This is a genomic window from Janthinobacterium sp. AD80 (assembly GCF_002878455.1).
Classification (GTDB): Bacteria; Pseudomonadota; Gammaproteobacteria; order Burkholderiales; family Burkholderiaceae_D; genus Janthinobacterium.
The window spans coordinates 1-17759 of the sequence record NZ_NRDQ01000176.1 but is presented as its reverse complement, the minus strand read 5'-3'; the positions used below and the strand labels follow the sequence as shown (position 1 = coordinate 17759).

Sequence of the window (17759 nt, the reverse complement as noted above, 5' to 3'; positions counted from 1 at the left end):
GCCAGCAAGGCGGGCAAGCCGCGCGTGGACTGCGCCTGGAAAGTGGCCGGCGCTGCCGGTTGGGCCGCCGCGTTGGCACAGGCGAAAACCATGCAAATCAACACAATACGCATCACCGCTCCTGCAGGGACGACTGCAAGCCGCGCAGCACGGGCTTGAACACATATTGCAGTACCGAGCGGCGCCCCGTCAGGATGCCCACGTCGACGGGCATGCCGGGCGTGACGGGCAGCACCTTGCCATGCGCCGTCAGCTGGCTGCGGTCGGTGCTCAGCTGCACCTCGAAATACGGCTCGTTGCGTTCGTCGGGAATCGCGTCGGCGCCCACGCGCACCACCTGCGCCTGCAGGCGGCCATAAGTGGTGGCGTCATACGCCAGCACATTCGCCGAGGCGCGCTGGCCCACGTGGATGAAGCCGATGTCCGACGGTTTTACGCGCACGGAAATGAGCATTTCGGCGTCGGCGGGCACGATTTCCAGGATAGGCTTGCCCGGCTGCGCCACGCCGCCGACGGTGGACACCAGCACGCGGTTGACGACGCCATCGACGGGCGCCGTGATATCGCGCCGGCTGACCTGGTCCTGCTGGCCTTTCACGGTGCTGGCCAGGGCACCCGCCTTGGTTTCGTATTCGCTGCGCTGGGCGCCCCACTGGCCGCGCATGCGCGCTTCCACTTCGCCCGCCTGCGCCTGCGCTTCGGCCAGGGTGGCCGCCAGGCGCGGCACGGAGGCGCGCAGGCCGTCGAGTTCCGTGCGCTGCTGCTGCACGCGCTGCTGGGCGTTCAGGTAGTCGCCGCGCGAGCCGGCGCCCTCTTTAAATAAACGCTCCTCGATCGACAGGCTTTCCAGGGCGATCTTCAAGCCCGTGTCCAGCTGCGCGATGCGGCTGTGCGCTTCGGCCAGCTCGCCGCGCCGGCGCGTCACGCCTTCGCGCGCGGCCGCCGTGGCGGAAGCGAATTCGCGCTGGCCATCGCGCCACAACTGCGTTTCCTTGGCGATCAGCTGCGGCGCCTCTTGCTGCCACTCGGGCGCAAATTGCGGCGTGCCACCGGACAGCAGCGCGTCGAGGCGCGCCCTGCCCGCCAGCGCGGCCAGGCGGTTCTGCACGCTGGCGCCCAGGTTGGCGTCATATTGGGCCGTGTCCAGGCGCAGCAGCAAGTCGCCGCGGCGCACGCGCTGGCCCGGTTTCACCAGCATTTCGCGCACGATGCCCCCTTCCAGGCTTTGCACTTCCTGCAGATGCGACGGCGGCGTGATGGCGCCACGGCCATTCACGGACACGTCAAGCTGGGCGAAGGTGGCCCAGGCCAGCACCAGCACCAGCAATACGGCAATCAGGGCCAGCATGCGGATGATAATGCGCTGCGGCGCCCTTTCCGGATCCGGGTGGGCCGCCGGCAGCGGGCGGGCATTCGGGGCATGCAGCGCGCTCATGCCGCCGCTCCCTGTTCCACCGCAGGCTTGGCCGCCTGGCTATTGAGCACGCGCATGACCTCATCGCGCGGGCCGTCGGCCACGATGCGTCCCTTGTCGAAGACGATCAGCCGGTCCACCAGCGCCAGCATGGCCATGCGGTGCGTGACCAGCACGATGGTCGTGTCTTGCAAGGTGCGCAGCCGGGCGATCAGGCGCTGCTCGGTGGCGGGATCGAACATGCTGCTTGGTTCATCAAGCAGCAGCATCGGCGGCTTCGCCAGCAAGGCGCGGGCCATGGCCACGGCCTGGCGCTGGCCGCCGGACAGGCGTTCGCCCCGCTCGCCCACCTCCATTGCCACGCCATTGGGCAGCTGGGTGATGATGTCGTCGAGACAGGACAGGCGGATGGCGTCGAGCAGGCTGGCGTCGTCGGGCTGGCTGCGGCCCAGTTCAATGTTTTCGCGCAAGGTGCCGTGGAACAGGGTCACGTCCTGCGGCACGTAGCCGATCTGGCGGCGCAGGCTCAAGGGTTCGAGCTGGGTGCTCGCCAGGTCGTCGAACAGCACGCTGCCGCTTTGCGGGCCGTACTGGTTCAGCAGCAAGCGCAGCAAGGTGCTCTTGCCGGAACCGAGCTTGCCGATCACGCCGACCCGCTCGCCGGGACGGATCCGCAGGTTGAGTTTATCGAGCAGCGGCGGCGAATTCGGGTAGGCAAAGCCCACGTCGCGGAACTCGATGCGCCCGGACAGCGGCGGCGCCTGCAGACTGGCCGCATCGTCGTCGGTGGGCGACTCCATGATTTTATTGAGGGCGTGGTAAGACAACTTGGTCTGCTCCCAGCGCATGATCAGGCCCGCGATCTGGCTCACGGGCGCCAGCGCGCGCCCCGTCAGCATGCTCACGGCGATGATCTGGCCCAGGGTCAGCAGGTGTTCGCCCATCAGCAAGGCGCCCGTGGCCACCACGGCCACGCCGGACAGCGCCAGCACGGCCGTGTTGATGTAATTGACACGGCTGACGATTTCCCGCGTTTCGACGCTGTTGGCGGCGATGGCCACCGTCAGGCTTTCCCACTTGCGCCGGCTCCACGCCTCGGCGCCCAGCGCCTTGATGGTGTCGAGGCCATTCATGGTTTCAAACAGGTGCGCCGTGCGCTGCGCGCTTTCCTGCATCGAGGCCGCCACGTGGCGCGCCAGGGCCGCGCGCGAGGCAAAGGCGACCAGCAGCAAGATCGGCATGGCGGCCAGCGGCACCAGCACCAGCCAGCCGCCCACCAGGGCAATCACCAGCAGGAACAGCAACAAAAACGGCAGGTCGCCCAGGGTCGTCAGGGTGGTCGAGGCGAAGAATTCGCGCACGGATTCGAAATCGCGCACGGTATTGGCCAGGGTCCCACCGGAAGCGGGCCGGCTGGCTGCGCGCAGGCGCAAACACTGGGCGAAGATATTCGACGACAGCGCCACGTCCATGCGGCGCGACGCCGTTTCCACCAGTTCGCCGCGCAGCAGACGCAGGGCCAGCTCGAAGCCCGTCAGCACCACCACGGCAATGGTCAGCACCCACAGGCTGGCGGTGGCATTGTTCGGGATCACGCGGTCGTACACGGCCATCGCGTAAAACGGCACCAGCGCGCCGATGAGGTTCAGTACCAGGGTGCCCAGCAAGGCCCAGCGAAAGATCCAACGGTTGCGGTTGAAGACGTCCCAGAACCAGCGCCCCGCCACCGGCATGCTGTAGAGCAGGCTGCGCTGGTCAAAGAACATCACGGGGCGCACGGCCACCCAGCGCGCATCGGGCACTTCCTGCCCCAGCGCGGCGGCGTCCAGCCAGGAACTGCCTGCGATGCCCGGCACATGGCATTCATATCTGCCATCGGCGATGGCCAGCACCACCAGCGCCTGGCCCGCGCCATTGATCAGCAAAGCCGGCATTTCCGTGGCGCGGCGCGGCTGGCCCGCCGGCAATGCGGTGCCGGCCAGGGTGGCGTGCGCCAGCGCCTGGTCGAGGAAAGCGGGATCGGCCGGGCCGGCTTGCGCGGCCACGCTGGCGCGCAGGCGCTCGGCCTGCACGGCCACGCCGAAAAAAGCGCGCCAGGAAGACGATGGCGTCGGCGAATGGCATGGGTGGAGATGCCGGCAGAGGCACTGGAGGTATCGGGGGGTGGGGCCATGATGGATTCACAATAAAACGCTGCGACGCACCGGTCGGGCGCGCCGCAGCGGGAACGCTATTGCTTGCGCGATGAGCGACGATTAATTCAGCGCGGAAGCGCCCTTGCGGCGGCGCGCCATGAAGCCCAGCAAGCCCAGGCCCGCAGCCAGCATGGCCCAGGTCTGCGCTTCCGGCACCGGCGACACGCTGAGCATGGTTTGCGAAGCGGGGTTGACGCTGGTCAGGCTGGTGTAGTTGTACAGGTTCTGGATGGCGCCATTGCCCGTCGCCACGCCCAGCATGGTGTTCGCTTCGCTGACGACGGCATTGCTCAGGCTCTTGAAGCGCAGGTCGCCCGTCAACAGGTTGGTGTTGTCGTTATTCAACTCCCACAGGGCCAGCTGGAAGGCGGCCGCGCCATTCGCATTGCTCGACGCATTCGCCACCGACGCGCTGTAATAGCCTTCATACAGGCGCTTGATGGAATCGCTGGCGGCAAACGTGCCGCTGCTGTAGCTGTTCGCGCCGCTGTTCAGGGGCACGTACGGATCCAGGCAAAAGGCCAGGAAGCTGTTGCTTTCGTAGCTGACTTGCCAGACGGAAGGCGTGATGGCGTTGCCGCTGCCAAAGGCGCCGCCGCTTGCCGTGAACAGGGGCACGCCAAAGAAATCTTCGACGGTGAGTTTGGACTCGGCTGCCAGGACACTGCCGCTGGCCAGGGCAAAGGCGGCCGCCGCCAGGGTGCCGCGGACGATCAGGTGCATGGATTTTTTCATTGTGTTTCCCTAAATAATTGTCAGTATCGAAATGCGCCGGCGCCCCGTGCAAGGGCGCCGGCATGGATGCCAGGCATGGCTATGGCCTGGCGGTGGACATCAGGCAGCCATTTCCTGGGGCTGGGTATTCGCGTGGGCCATGGCGCGGCGCAGCACGTCGGCCATGTCGCAGTGGGCCTGGGCCTCCGCTGCCGGAGCGACGGCGGCCGGTGCGGCACCCACCGTGGTCACCGAGCCATCCTGGCCCAGCACCACGTCGAGCGTGCTGTCGTCGCGCAGCAGGTCGGCCATGCTGGGCAGTGAAACGCCGGCGGCCGCCGCATCCTTGGCGTCGACGTTGAAATACACGTCCGTCATGTCGACCGACTTGCCGTCAGCCAGGGTGGCGCTGCTGCGTTCCAGGTGCAGATTGCTGTTGGCGTCGAGGAAAGGCAGTTCCGTGTAGCTGACCGTCAGGCTGGCCACGCCGGCGTCGTGCAGCGACATCAATTCGCCATCGTCCGTCACGCCGTTGCTGTTGGCATCGCGCCAGATGCGCAGTTCGGCGAACTTGTCATCGTACGCATCGACCACGCCGTCGCCGTTCGAGTCATAGCTGGACAGCTTGGCAAAGCCCGTGCCCTTCTCGTTGCCGCCGAACAGTTCCGAGATGTTGTCGATCTTGCCATTGCCATTGCTGTCGATGGCCAGCAGGCCGTCCTGGGCCGAGACCCAGCCCGTCTGGATGGCGTTGCCCGTGCCCAGCAAGTCGAAACTGCCGTGGAAATCGGCGCGGGCGATCGTGTGCACGCCGTCACCGTTCAAGTCGATGACGATGGGCGTGATGGCCGCATCCCAGCTCATGTCGTTCTGGCCGGACGCCAATTTCAATATGTCCGTATAGACCACGTTGCCCGTCGTGCCATTGCTGTTGACGTCAGAATCGATGTTGTCGTTCGTGCCCACGTTCTTCGCGCCCCAGCGCCACGTGTCCATGGCGTAACCGGCGTGATACACGCCCGACTTGTTGAACTTGAGCGAATAACTGCCCGGGTCCAGGTTGCTGAACAGGTAGTTGCCGTTGGTGTTCGTGTAGGTGGTGGCCAGCAGCACGCCGCTGCCCGAGTACAGCTGCACCTTGATGTTGGCGATGCCCGCCTCGTTGTAATCCTGCACGCCGTCATGGTCGGCGTCGCGCCAGACCTTGTCGCCCAGGCTGGCCTTGCGGTAAATGCCCGCGTCCCAGCTCATGTCGTTCTGCCCGGCGGCCAGGTTGATCAGTGCCGAACGCCCCGTGCTGACATCGACGTCGGAATCGGCCGTGTCAACGCCCAGATTGGCCTTGGTGTAGTAAAAGCCCGATGGACGGATGACTTCCACCTTGTAGCCGCCGGCCGCCAGTTCGCTGAACAGGTAGTTGCCATTGGCATTTGTTGTCGTCGTGGCGATGACCTGGTTGTATGCATTGAGCAAGTTGACTTTCACGCCAGCCACGCCCAGTTCACCCGCATCCTGCACGCCGTTGTAGTTCTTGTCTTCCCACACGCGGTCGCCGATGGAGGCCGTGTTGAGTTTCACCAGGCCTGCATCCCAGTCCAGCTGCGTTTCGCCCGACTTCAAGGTAGCCCAGGTAGTGGTGAAGCCGGTAGCCGGATTGACGTCCGAATCGGTGGCGTAGCCGCCGATATCTGCCTTGGTGAAGCCGTAGCCGGCCGGCGGCACGAAGCCCAGGTAGTAGTTGCCCGGCACCAGGTTGCTGAACAGGTAATTCCCGTTGGCATCCGTGGTGGCGCTGGCGACGACGGCGCCGTTGTTGTTATACAGGTTGACTTTCACGCCGCCCACGCCCGCTTCCCCCGCATCCTGCGTGCCATTGCCGTTGGTATCGCACCACACGCGGTCACCGATGGCCGCCGTCTTGTACAGGCCGGCATCCAGGTCCCTGTAGTTCTGGCCGGCAGCGACCGTTACCTGGCCGCTGTTGCCCAGCGTATTGATGTCGCTGTCGAGCGCATCGTTGCCGCCCGCATCCTTGACGGTGGTCAGATAGCCGGCCGGTGCGACGACGGCGATCGAGTACGTGCCCGGATCGACATTGAAGTTGTAATAGCCGGTGGCATCCGTCACGGTCGAGCCGATGACGCTGCCTGCCGCGTTTTTCAGCTGCACGGTGACGCCGCCGATGCCGGACTCGCCCGCATCCTGGATGCCATTGGCATTGCTGTCATGCCAGACGCGGTCGCCCAGGCTGGCAGGCAGGGCGACGATGCCGGCGTCCACGCTGTGGTTGCTGTCGCCCGAGGCCAGCAGCACTTGCGCCGTGCGGCCATCGGCATTCGCGTCCGAATCGCGCAAGTCGTCGCCGCCCCGGTCCTGGCCCGTGAAGGCGTAGCCGGCTGGCAAGGTGGTCTTGTCGAACTGCACGCTGTAAGCGCCCGGTTTCAGGTTGGCAAACAGGTAATTGCCGTTCGCATCCGTCACCAGCGGACTGCCGACGGCGTTGCCCGACGCGTCCAGCAAGGTCACTTTCACGCCTGCGGCGCCCGCTTCACCGGCATCCTGCACGCCATTCTTGTTCGTATCGAACCAGACCCTGTCGCCCAGCTCGGCCGTGCGGTACAGGCCCGCGTCCAGGGTCAGGTTGGTTTCGCCCGGCGCGAGGGTGACGGGCGCCATCTTGCCGCCGGCATCGATATTGCTGTCCTTGGCCGTGTCGCCGCCCTGGTTCGCTGTCGTCGGCACGAAGCCGGCCGGCGCCACCACGGTCACGGAATACGTGCCCGGATTGACGTCGAAATGGTAGCCGCCGCCGGCATCCGTGGTGGTGGTGGCCACCACATTGCCGGCCGTATCTTTCAGTTGCACGACGACATTGGCAATGCCCGCCTCGCCCGCATCCTGCACGCCGTTGGCGTTCTTGTCTTCCCAGACGAAATCGCCCAGGTGCGCCATCGGCACCTTGAAGGTCAGGTAATGGGGCGCCAGGCTCAGGTCCTGCGCATTGCAGCCGGCCGTGCCGCCGTCGTCGCGCACCTTGAAGCCGAGGTCGAAGTCGCCGGCGACCGTCTGGCTGGGCACGAAGACCAGGTGGCCGGCGCGGATGTCATCGATGGAAACCTCTGTACCGACCGCAACGGCTACGCCGTTCAGCAAGACCTGGCCTGCCGTGGTGGTATTCGTGATGACGATGGATTTGAAACCGTCGTGCTCGACATCATCGTGGAAGCCGAAATCGCTTTCGCTCAGCACCACGCTGGCGCCGTCGACCAGGGTGAAGGTCTTGTCGGCCGCATCGGGCGCGTCATTGACGGGGTCGATGATGACTTGCAGGACCAGCTGGACGATATCGCCATTGCCCTTGTCGATCGTCACCTGGATGGTGGAAAAGCTGCCGTTGTAGTTGGCGGCCCAGTCGCCGGGGCGCACATACACGGTGTCGCTGTCGAGCAGGCCGAACAGCGGCGTATTGCTGCTGGACTCCGTGTCATCCGGCAACATGACATTGAAGGCCTTGATGTTCAGCTCGCCCTGCGCCGTGTAGCCGGCTTGTATCAGCAAGTCGCGGATGTCGAAATTCTTGCTGGTGTCTTCGCAAACGTGGACCGTGGTCGACAGATTAAAAGTAGTCATGCGGCCTCCTGACGGTGCGCAACGGCGGCGGCAACGATGGAGACGAATGAGGCCAGGGCGCAATCAGCCTGGCCGTGCAAAGCGGCGAATGTATACATGGGTGGGCTTCCAAGAGGAGACTTGTTAAAAAAATGAAGCCGGCAGCATCTTGTATACAGTTTCTAGGGACACAGGAGCCAAACGACGCAACCACACAGCAGGGGGTGATTGTCTTTCTGATATTTAAGTTAGCGCAATTATATCGTCGATATTTGCAAAAGCAAATTGATTTCCATCAATATCAATAAAATTTTTATAATTTTAATGCATTCTTGACAGTGGATCTAAAGCCGCCTTGCCGTCGAAATTGCATGCCGCCTAGTCCAGCACCGCCACAATCGCCTACAATCTCGGGATGAATCAACTTACCCTCGTCTTGCCCTTTGCCCTGCCCAACGCCGAACTGGCTGCCGACCTGCTCAAGGTCTTGCAAGCACCCGCCCTGGCTGCCCTGCTGTCGCGCACATCCAGTTGTAATTTGGAAACTTTTGACAATCCCAACCGCCTGCTGCCCCACGAAGCGTGGCTGGGCGCACGCGCTGGGCCTGACGCCTGCCGCGCATGGCGAGGCGGCGCAGGCGGCCTTCGCCGTGCAAGCCATGCGCGGCTACGGCCTGGCGCCGGAACCGGGCGGGCGCTATTTCCTGCTGCATCCCGCCCACGTGGCCATTGCCCGCAACCACGTCAGCCTGGGCGACCTGCGCCAGCTCGCGCTGAGCGAGGCCGACGGCCGCGCCCTGTTCGACATCGCGCGTCCGTATTTCGACGAGATCGGCCAGCCGCTGGAGTACGGCGACGCGGGAACCTGGTTCATGCGCGCCGATGGCTGGAGCGACTTGCAGTGCGCTTCGCCGGACGGCGCCACCACGCAGGACCTCACCGTGTGGATGCCCGAAGGCGAACACGCACGCGCCGCGCGCCGCCTGCAGAACGAAGTGCAGATGCTGTGGCATGAACACCCCGTCAATGCGGCGCGCGAAGCGCGCGGCTTGAAAGCCGTCAACGCTTTCTGGCTGTGGGGCGGGAGCCAGGCCGCATCTGTACCTGCACCTGCATCTGCGCGCTGCGCCGCCAGCCTGCATGCCGGCGACGCACCGGGCTGGCTGGCCGCGCTGGCGGAACCAGCACGGCGCCATGCCGGTCCAAACAGTGTGCTGGCGGAGCAAGCCGATGCCATCGTCGTGCTGGGCGGCCTGATCGAGGCGGCGCAGGCGCAGGAATGGGGCATGTGGCTGCAGCAAATGCAGGCGCTGGAAGCGGACTGGTTCGCGCCCCTGCTGGCGGCCTTGAAAGAGGGCCGCCTGGGCCGGCTGCGCCTGGTGCTCAGCCACCGCGACGCCTGGCTGGACTGCAGCACCAGCAAGAACGCGCAGCGCAAATTCTGGCGCGCGATGACCCTGAACAAGTTGAAAGCATCATGACCCGTACCCGCATCGCCACCCGCCCCTGTCCTTACCGTGAATCCGAAATGCTGCGCCAGGGCGGCATCCATCCCGTGCTGGCCCGCTTGTACGCGTCGCGCGGCCTGTCCGACACAGCAGAACTGTCGAGCGAACTGGCGGCCCTGATGCCGCCATCCGGCTTGCTGCACATCGGCGCGGCCGGCGTCTTCCTGGCCGACGCCATCGCCGCCAAGAAACGCATGGTCATCGTGGCCGACTACGATTGCGACGGCGCCACCGCCTGCGCCGTGGCCATACGCGGCTTGCGCGCCATGGGCGCCGACGTCGATTTCATCGTGCCCAACCGTTTTGAGTACGGCTACGGCCTGACGCCGGAAATCGTCGCGCTCACGGCGCGTGAAAAATCACCGGACATCATCATCACCGTCGACAACGGCATCGCCAGCATCGATGGCGTGGCCGAGGCGAACCGGCGCGGCATCCAGGTGGTCGTCACCGACCACCATTTGCCGGCCGACACCCTGCCCGACGCGGCCGTCATCGTCAACCCGAACCAGCCCGCCTGCGGTTTCCCCTCGAAGCACCTGGCGGGCGTGGGCGTGGTGTTTTACGTGCTGCTGGCCCTGCGCGCCGAGATGCGCCGCCGTGGCATTTTCGATGCGCAAACGCAACCCAAACTGGACAATCTGCTCGACCTGGTGGCGCTGGGCACGGTGGCCGACGTGGTGCGCCTCGATACCAACAACCGCATCCTCGTCGCGCAAGGCCTCAAGCGCATGCGCAAGGGCAATATGCACGCGGGCGTGGCCGCCCTGTTCCGCGTGGCGGGCCGCGAAGCGCGCAGCGCCACGCCGTTCGACCTGGGCTTCGCCCTGGGTCCGCGCCTGAACGCGGCCGGCCGCCTGCAAGACATGTCCCTCGGCATCGAGTGCCTGATCACGGACGACGAAGGCCGCGCCTGGGCGCTGGCCCAGCAACTGAACGACATCAACCTGAAGCGCCGCGAGATCGAGGCGGAAATGCAGGATACGGCGTTGCTGCACCTGGACGCATTCGAGCCGGCCAACAGCAGCACCATCAGCGTGTTTGACGAGTCCTGGCACCAGGGGGTGATCGGCATCGTCGCCTCGCGCCTGAAGGAAAAATTCTACCGCCCGACCATCACCTTCGCACCGGGCGCCGACGGCTGGATCAAGGGCTCGGGCCGCTCGATCCCCGGTTTTCACTTGCGCGACGCGCTCGATCTCGTATCGAAACGGGCGCCGAGCCTGATCGACAAGTTCGGCGGCCACGCCATGGCGGCCGGGCTGACCATCCGCGCCGAAGCGTTTGACGCGTTTTCGCAAGCGTTCGAAGCCGTGGGCCAGGCCTGGCTCAGCCAGCAACAGCTGGAGCGCGTGGTGGAAACGGACGGCCCGCTGGAAGACGCGTATTACACGACGTCCTTCATCGAACTGATGGACGGACAAGTGTGGGGCCAGGGCTTCGCCCCGCCCGTCTTCTGCGATGAATTCCGCGTCGTCAGCCAGCGCATCCTCAAAGAGCGCCATTTGAAACTGCTGCTGGAAAAGAACGGCGTGCGCTTCGACGCCATCTGGTTCGGCCACACGGACGCCCTGGGCGAACGTACCAGAGTGGCGTTCCGCCTCGATGCGAATGAATACAATGGCACGACCAAGGTGCAGTTGATGGTGGAGCATGCGGAGCCTGCGTAGTCACAGCTGACAGTACCTGCTGCGCGTCGGTATAGGTAGCCTGCAATGCTCACCGTACTAGCAGGACGGTTGCGCTTCCCGGCCACCTATCCCTTCCGCTCGCTACGGTACTGTCAGGTGTTGCGACGTTTATGGTCTTATTGCTGTGCATAACGATAGCTGGAACAGCCCTGCATACCACATGAAAGCGCCACCATGCTGACCGGTCTCAACCACCTCACCCTGTCCGTGCGCGACCTGGAGCGCAGCATGGCGTTTTACCGCGACACCCTGTCCCTGCGCCTGCATGCGCGCTGGGACAGGGGCGCCTATCTGTCCGCTGGCCACTTGTGGCTGTGCCTGTCGCTGGACGGACGCGGCACTGCCGCGCTGGCCAGCCCCGCCTACACGCATTACGCCTTTTCCATCGCGCCCGCCGACTTCGCCCCGTTTGCCGCCGGCCTGCGCGCGGCCGGCGTGACGGAATGGCAGCGCAACAGCAGCGACGGTGATTCGCTGTATTTTCTCGACCCGGACGGCCACCGGCTGGAAGCCCATGCGGGCAGCCTGGCGCAGCGGCTGGCGGCATGCCGCGCCGCGCCCTATGCCGGCATGCAATTCTTTGACGACCAAGGGGACTGAACAAAACCTCTCAACGTATTTCCAACAGATGAGTGAGCACGCCAGCGCAAGAAAGGCCTGGTGAATACCGGCCCGCCTTTCATGACGGATGCGCAGTCTGCGAAAACGACGCAGCCATCCGAGGGGGGATTCAACAACCCAACGCCATCGGCCCGGCCTTTCGCGTCACTGTGCGCCGTAAGGTGCAATCCGTGCCGAGACTGCCCGCCAGCGCAGCCAGGCCTGATGCGCGCTCGAAGCCTATGCTCGATCAGCATGTCGCTTCCCCGGACGTTTCCTCGCCCGGCCGGACGGTCTTTTAAGCGCCGGGATCGATTCTACGAGAGCGATGAGCAGGCGCGAGCCACGGACCTGAGCGCCCCCATGGACGTCCGCTTCCATTCCTTAGCAGACATTGTTGAACAGCTCGCTCGTCCAATCGGCAAACGCACGCATTGCCGGAGAGAGAAAGCGTTGATGGGGATAAAGTAGTGATACGGGAACGGGGGCTGGCCGCCTGTCAGCCAGCACCTCAACCAAGTCTCCGGCCCGCAATGGTTCCGCCACCAGTATCTCAGCCAACTGGATCAGGCCGCGTCCGTCGATTCCAAGCTTGATGTAAAGTCCCGTGTCGTTGACTGCGACCGTGCTCGGCACCGGAACAGTGACCCTATCTCCGTCTTCGACAAAATGCAGCTCGCTTGCCAGCCGCGTCGTGCTGGAAAAGTAGTGGACCGCCTGGTGTGCTCGCAAATCCGGCAGCCCTCTGGGAATACCCTTTTCTTCCAAATAGGATGGCGCAGCGCAGGTGATCCAGCGCAACGTCCCCAACCTTCGCGAGACCAGCGTCGAGTCATTGAGGTTGCCAGTGCGGATTACGCAATCGACGCCATCCTGGATCAAGTCCACCTGACGATCATTTACACCGATCATGAGATAGATATCGGGGTAGCGCTGCTTAAATTGCTCCAGCCGGGGCAGGATCAAGGCATGCGCAATACCTCCCGGCATATCCACCCGCAGCCGCCCTTGCGGGTGCTCGGCAGAGCCGTTTAGGCTGGTTTCCGTGTCGTCAATCAGGTCGAGTATCTCGCGGCAGCGGTAGAAGTAGCGTTCACCTTCCGGTGTCAAACTGAGGTTTCTGGTTGAACGGTTCAGTAACCTAATCTGCAAATGTTTTTCAAGCCTTTTGATGGTGCCTGTGACAGATGACGCCGGTAATCCGAGAGTCTCTGCAGCGCGTACAAAGCTCTTGCTTTCGACCACGCGAAGAAACACCTGCATTGCTTTTACGCGATCCATGTGTTGTCCTGATAGCTATATAGAGAACGGCACTATAACCCAACATTGTTCACATTTTCGGCATGATGAAAACCGCCAGCGCTACTTTTTCCGCATCGCTGCACTCGCTATAGTGCAGGTATCAAATGCACAGGAGAAATCAACATGTCCGACCAAATCCGCCAGTTACCGGTGCCGCCAACGATGAACCAAGCAGATCCTGACGCTATGTCTCAAAAGATTCTCGTGCTCGGTGCCGGGGAACTCGGCTTACCGGTGCTGCGCAGTCTTGCGCAACGCGCGAAGGACATCGACGGTGTGAATATCAGCGTGCTGCTGCGCGCCAGCGCCGTTGCCTCCAATTTGCCAGGCAAGCAGCGTGATGTCTCCGAGATCCGAGAGCTTGGGATCGAGATTATCGTAGGCGATCTTGTGAAAAGCTCAATCAACGAGCTCGCCGCAATCTTCGGGCAATATGACACAGTCATAGGGTGCGCTGGCTATGCAGCCGGTATCGAGACGCCAATGAAGTTGGCACAGGCTGCCCTGCAGGCGCGAATCCCAAGGTACTTCCCATGGCAGTTCGGCGTCGATTTTGACCTAATCGGTCGCGGCAGTCCGCAGGACATCTTCGACGCGCAGTTGGACGTGCGCGAGTTGCTGCGCGGTCAGCATCAGACCGAGTGGGTTATCATTTCGACCGGTATGTTCATGAGCTACCTGTTTGAACCGGAATTCGGCGTCGTCGACCTTAAAGCAAATACAGTGCACGCCCTAGGCAGCCTCGACACTGCGGTAACGCTGACTACTCCGGACGACATCGGCGTTTTGACCGCCGCCGTCGTGTTCGCTCAACCCCGTATCCGGAACGAGATTGTTTATCTAGCCGGCGACACTGTGACGTATGGCGCAGTGGCCGACAAGCTGGAAGCGGCGCTAGGCCTGTCCTTCAGCCGTTCGGAGTGGAGCGAGGAGTATTTGCTAGGCGAGTTGGCCCGCGACCCACACAACATGATGCGCAAGTATCGTGCCGCCTTTGCTCAAGGCAGGGGTGTTGCTTGGGATAAGCGTGGCACGTTCAATAGCCGTCGCGCCCTTCCCGTTACCGACGTGGCGTCGTGGATCAATGCAAACTTAATTTCTGGCCGTAGCAAGTAATCCTCATCCAGAAGACATTGGCAACGGCATCAACAAGTTTTCTTTCAACTTGGGAGGCTGGCTATTGCGTTCAGGTAGCTGACGGTCAGCTAAAGTGCCTGCCTTCCAGCGCTTGCGCGATGTCAGTCCAACAACTGGCGCGCGTGGATGGGAATAAGTGTGTCGCCACGCGTTAAATAAGTGACCGTCCTGCCATCGACGTCGACCATGCGCCCGAAGTACTGATAGGGAAAGGTCGGTGCGCTCGGTTTTGGCGGAGGTGGCGGCGGAGGTGGCGGCAAGGCTTTCGGTGCGGGCGGCTGGAAACTGATGAAACGGAACAGGTCTGTTTTCGATTCCACCAGAGGATCGCGTTCCAGCAAAGCGCCCGCCTCGCCAGCGGTGGTGTCCTGAGCCAGCGTAACTGCTGGGGCGGCCTGTCGGCGCGGCCTTGCATCTTCGGTGGACAATGCAAGGCTCTCTTGCTCGCGCCACGCGGTCCAGCCGCACAAGGCCGCCGTGAGTAGCGCTGCCAGCCATAGGCCTTGCCGGCGGGACGGCAAGGTCGGCGTCGATATTGCCATCAGCTTGGCTTCCGGTAAAAGTAGGTGAAGCGCAGATCGATATCCATCACGATATCGCTGGCGCGCGCGCGCCGTAGCGACAACGAGTCCAGCGCCAATCCGCCATGCGTGGCCAGCAGCGCGGCCAAAGTTTTCTTCAATGGCAAATAGGCACCCTTGATACGTGCATTGACCTCGACGCGCCCGATTCTGGCGTCTGGCTGATTGTCGCCTGCTGGCTTGAAGCTCGCATCGGACATCAGCAAGCCGTTTTGCGTCGCCAGCGACTGCAAGTCCGCCGTCACCAGCGACAGGCTGTCGAAGCCGCCCAATTGTGCCGGTAGGTTTTGCGAGTGGACAGCCGCAACGTTTGTCTGTGCTCGCAATTGCGCCTCCAGCATGCGAACCTTGACCTGCGCAGCTTGGTTATCGGCGCGCTGCGCCGGCAACTCGACAAAAAACAGCCATGCTGCGGCACACAGCACCACGCCAGTAGCAGGCCACGGCCAATGCTTGCGTTGAGAAAAACCAAACTGTTGCATTTTTTTAAAAAAACGCAATTAATTCTTCGAAAAATAAAAAACATCATTTTTAAAAAATAAATATTTATGAAAATACAATATTAGCCATCGGCATGCATAATTCCATATTAAATCAACCATCACCAAAAAATATATCAAACCATGTTTTCAATATTCCCGAAAAAGAAATTAATGCACCAATCCAAATTATAATTGCCCCCACATTTGGATAAATATAAAGTCCGGAAAAATACCCCACGCCTGCCACACAAAATCCAATAAAACTAATTTTATTTCCAATAGATTTTTTTTTTACTCATAGCATCCAAAAAATCAGTAGCCCTAATAATAATTATCTGAAGCACGACGTTTTCATGGTGCATAAAAGCGCTCCACCTGCAGCGCCATAACCGGCTCCACCTACACCTCGACCATATACAATATTACCATTTTTATCTGTTAAGATTTGAGCCGATCCAAGCGCGCCGTTCCCCCCAGTCCAAAAAGCACCTCCATAATCAGTGCTTCCACTACTTAGCAATCCACCACCTACACTATAAACCGTGCCATGTGAAATCGTTGCCCCCATCCCAACAGTGTAGCATTTTGTAACATAAGAGCAGAAATTCAAATTAGTATCAGCGGCAAATCCAGAATCCATTGAATAACCGACAGGACCTAGGTGCACTGACGATCCATAGCCTACGGTCATATTCAGTCGAGGTAACTCAGCAGACCCTTGGACGGCATAGTTCATGTTTGAAGAGAAGCTATTGAAAAAATTAATTAGTTTATCCATGAATGGTCCTTTAGATAAACCAGAGCGTCCACATCCTTGCTGACAACCTGCTTCATGCATAGCTTGATTAAATAAATATCCAAACGCTCCCGTCTGCGCACCGTTCCAGAATTCTCCGCCACCCAATTTGGAGCTCGCGCCACCGACAATGGCGGCCGTTACGGTATTTTGCGCAATGATTCCAGCAGTTTGTCCAGCTGCATAACCCGGTCCATAATTCCCCCATGCCGCCGAAAAAGTTCCGCTCATGGCACCGCTCCTGCAGCTTCCCCCGTTTGCTACTGCCGATCCGCAACCCACGGCAGCATGTCCCGCGGTATTCATGAAGACCGAAGTAGCAGAATGCCCATCCGTTGCCGCCCCCGCCCAAGTGGAGCCCACGGCGTTCATTGCAACGCTTGTTGCGCCGCTCACCAGGCCAACACGTACCGAACTCATCAAAGATTGTCCGGAAAAACCGGCCCAGGCTGCCTGCCCCACCGCATTGCATGCGGCTGCTCCGCCTTCACAAAAAACGACAGAGACAATACTGATCGCAACCGAACCTAGCTGATAACCAACTTTTGTTCTTGCTACCGCACGTGCAGCAAGATACCCGAGAGGAACGGCAACAAACAACCCCAGGTTGGCTACGTTGCGTATGAGGCGCCCTAAACTGAGATGCCCGCTCGGATCCGTGCAGGTCATCGGATTGTTATAGCAGTACGCGTAGCGGTTGTAGTTCTGCAGATTCATCGGATCCTGGATGAACGGATCGCCCTGCATGAACATGCCCAGGCGCGGATCGAAGATGCGCCCGTTCATGTGGATCACGCCGACGTCGTCCAGGTGCTCGTGGCCCGTGTAGCCGCGGTCCGTGCCGCTGCTGGTATTGTTCCAGTCATACACCAGCTTGCCGCTGGCGTCGTAGTTGCCACTGGCCGTGCGGCGCTTGCCGAATGGATCGTAGGAGTAGCGTGCCGTCAGCGTGCCGTTATGGTCGGTGGTGCTGACCAGGCTGCCCTGCAGGTCCTTATGCCAGTATTCCAATTTCACGATCACCAGGCTAGGCGGTATCCACGGCGCCATCTGCCCTGCCCCCAGTGCCGGCAGGCTGCCCGTCGTCACCAGTACGCCCAGGCTGGCGCCGCCGATCGACAGGTAATGACGGTTGCTGATGCTGCTGCCGTTCTGCTCGCTCTCGAAGCCCAGGCCGCCGGCATTGTCCGGGTGCATCATCCACGTCACGCGCGTGCCGCTGCTGCCGACACGGGTTTCCTTCACGCGCTGGTGGTTTTCATCGTACTGCCAGCTGTAGCGCGGATAACCGTTGGGCCCTTCCAGGCCATTCTGGCCATCGGGCAGGTTAAAGCTGGTGTAGCTGATCTTGCGGTAGCTGCCGGCGCTGGCGACCGTCAAGTTGCCGTTCGCATCATAGGTATAGCTGGCCGGGATCGCGCCGCTGACGCTGGTCAGGGCATGCGGGCGCACCACGCCTGGCCCGGATGCCGGATAGCTGTAGGTGCCGACATCGCTCTTGTACAACACGCTGCCCAGCGCGTTGTATTGCAGGCTGACCGTGCGTTGTAGCCCCGGCACCGCCGGTGCCGACACGGTGTAATTGCGCAGGCGGCCGATCGGATCGTAATCGTAATCATCCGTCACCGAGCCGGTGACACCGTCGCCATTCGCATCGATGCGCTTGCGCAGATGGTTCAAACTGTCCCACTCATATTGGTAATTCAGGATCGCTGGGTACGAGCCCGTGA

General features: G+C 61.9%; 12 protein-coding genes. 4 read left to right on the top strand and 8 right to left on the bottom strand.

What is annotated here, in order from left to right:
- Positions 1-112: 112 nt before the first annotated feature.
- The 4 genes from JaAD80_RS25165 to JaAD80_RS25150 form a co-directional block, all read right to left on the bottom strand.
- A complete protein-coding gene (locus tag JaAD80_RS25165) occupies positions 113-1435 on the bottom strand; it encodes an HlyD family type I secretion periplasmic adaptor subunit (protein WP_102298624.1) in 1323 nt (440 codons plus the stop codon).
- Positions 1432-3486, bottom strand: coding sequence for a type I secretion system permease/ATPase (locus tag JaAD80_RS25160; protein ID WP_258003169.1), 2055 nt, complete (start codon positions 3484-3486; stop codon positions 1432-1434). The genes JaAD80_RS25165 and JaAD80_RS25160 overlap by 4 nt, the downstream gene beginning before the upstream one ends.
- Positions 3487-3669: 183 nt before the next feature.
- A complete protein-coding gene (locus JaAD80_RS25155) occupies positions 3670-4344 on the bottom strand; it encodes a PEP-CTERM sorting domain-containing protein (RefSeq protein WP_102298622.1) in 675 nt (224 codons plus the stop codon).
- 99 nt (positions 4345-4443) lie between these two features.
- Positions 4444-7953: an SdrD B-like domain-containing protein gene (locus JaAD80_RS25150; protein ID WP_102298620.1), complete on the bottom strand. Its 3510-nt coding sequence runs from the start codon at positions 7951-7953 to the stop codon at positions 4444-4446.
- A 527-nt stretch (positions 7954-8480) separates the two neighbouring features.
- Here JaAD80_RS25150 and JaAD80_RS25145 point away from each other — a divergent pair.
- From JaAD80_RS25145 to fos, 3 genes are all read left to right on the top strand, one after another.
- Complete coding sequence (locus JaAD80_RS25145; RefSeq protein ID WP_308410643.1) at positions 8481-9413, top strand: hypothetical protein; 933 nt, start codon at positions 8481-8483, stop codon at positions 9411-9413.
- Positions 9410-11110: a single-stranded-DNA-specific exonuclease RecJ gene (gene recJ / locus JaAD80_RS25140; RefSeq protein WP_102298619.1), complete on the top strand. Its 1701-nt coding sequence runs from the start codon at positions 9410-9412 to the stop codon at positions 11108-11110. The genes JaAD80_RS25145 and recJ overlap by 4 nt, the downstream gene beginning before the upstream one ends.
- Before the next feature lie 195 nt (positions 11111-11305).
- Complete coding sequence (gene fos / locus JaAD80_RS25135) at positions 11306-11731, top strand: fosfomycin resistance glutathione transferase (protein ID WP_102298617.1); 426 nt, start codon at positions 11306-11308, stop codon at positions 11729-11731.
- A 384-nt stretch (positions 11732-12115) separates the two neighbouring features.
- On the opposite strand, the gene JaAD80_RS25130 is transcribed toward fos, so the two are convergent.
- Positions 12116-13012: a LysR family transcriptional regulator gene (locus tag JaAD80_RS25130; protein WP_102298616.1), complete on the bottom strand. Its 897-nt coding sequence runs from the start codon at positions 13010-13012 to the stop codon at positions 12116-12118.
- A gap of 183 nt (positions 13013-13195) precedes the next feature.
- Between JaAD80_RS25130 and JaAD80_RS25125 the strand changes: the two genes are divergently transcribed.
- Positions 13196-14149 (top strand): aromatic alcohol reductase, encoded by a 954-nt coding sequence (locus tag JaAD80_RS25125; RefSeq protein WP_102298626.1) that lies wholly within the window; start codon positions 13196-13198, stop codon positions 14147-14149.
- 122 nt (positions 14150-14271) lie between these two features.
- Here the strand turns inward: JaAD80_RS25125 and JaAD80_RS25120 are convergent, their stop codons facing one another.
- From JaAD80_RS25120 to JaAD80_RS25110, 3 genes are all read right to left on the bottom strand, one after another.
- A complete protein-coding gene (locus JaAD80_RS25120; RefSeq protein WP_102298614.1) occupies positions 14272-14712 on the bottom strand; it encodes a hypothetical protein in 441 nt (146 codons plus the stop codon).
- On the bottom strand, positions 14712-15251 hold the full coding sequence (locus tag JaAD80_RS25115) for a GspMb/PilO family protein (protein ID WP_102298612.1): 540 nt from the start codon (positions 15249-15251) through the stop codon (positions 14712-14714). Before JaAD80_RS25115 ends, JaAD80_RS25120 begins: the two co-directional genes overlap by 1 nt.
- Positions 15252-15564: 313 nt before the next feature.
- Positions 15565-17759, bottom strand: a 2195-nt coding sequence (locus tag JaAD80_RS25110; protein WP_308410642.1) for an RHS repeat-associated core domain-containing protein, incomplete at its 5' end; no start/stop codon positions are given.

What these genes read in the sequence shown, in the direction of transcription:
- JaAD80_RS25155 (WP_102298622.1), bottom strand. Translation starts at nt 4,344, where the DNA reads ATGAAAAAATCCATGCACCTGATCGTCCGCGGCACCCTGGCGGCGGCC.
- JaAD80_RS25165 (WP_102298624.1), bottom strand. Translation starts at nt 1,435, where the DNA reads ATGAGCGCGCTGCATGCCCCGAATGCCCGCCCGCTGCCGGCGGCCCAC.
- JaAD80_RS25150 (WP_102298620.1), bottom strand. Translation starts at nt 7,953, where the DNA reads ATGACTACTTTTAATCTGTCGACCACGGTCCACGTTTGCGAAGACACC.
- JaAD80_RS25120 (WP_102298614.1), bottom strand. Translation starts at nt 14,712, where the DNA reads ATGGCAATATCGACGCCGACCTTGCCGTCCCGCCGGCAAGGCCTATGG.
- JaAD80_RS25125 (WP_102298626.1), top strand. Translation starts at nt 13,196, where the DNA reads ATGAACCAAGCAGATCCTGACGCTATGTCTCAAAAGATTCTCGTGCTC.
- fos (WP_102298617.1), top strand. Translation starts at nt 11,306, where the DNA reads ATGCTGACCGGTCTCAACCACCTCACCCTGTCCGTGCGCGACCTGGAG.
- recJ (WP_102298619.1), top strand. Translation starts at nt 9,410, where the DNA reads ATGACCCGTACCCGCATCGCCACCCGCCCCTGTCCTTACCGTGAATCC.
- JaAD80_RS25130 (WP_102298616.1), bottom strand. Translation starts at nt 13,012, where the DNA reads ATGGATCGCGTAAAAGCAATGCAGGTGTTTCTTCGCGTGGTCGAAAGC.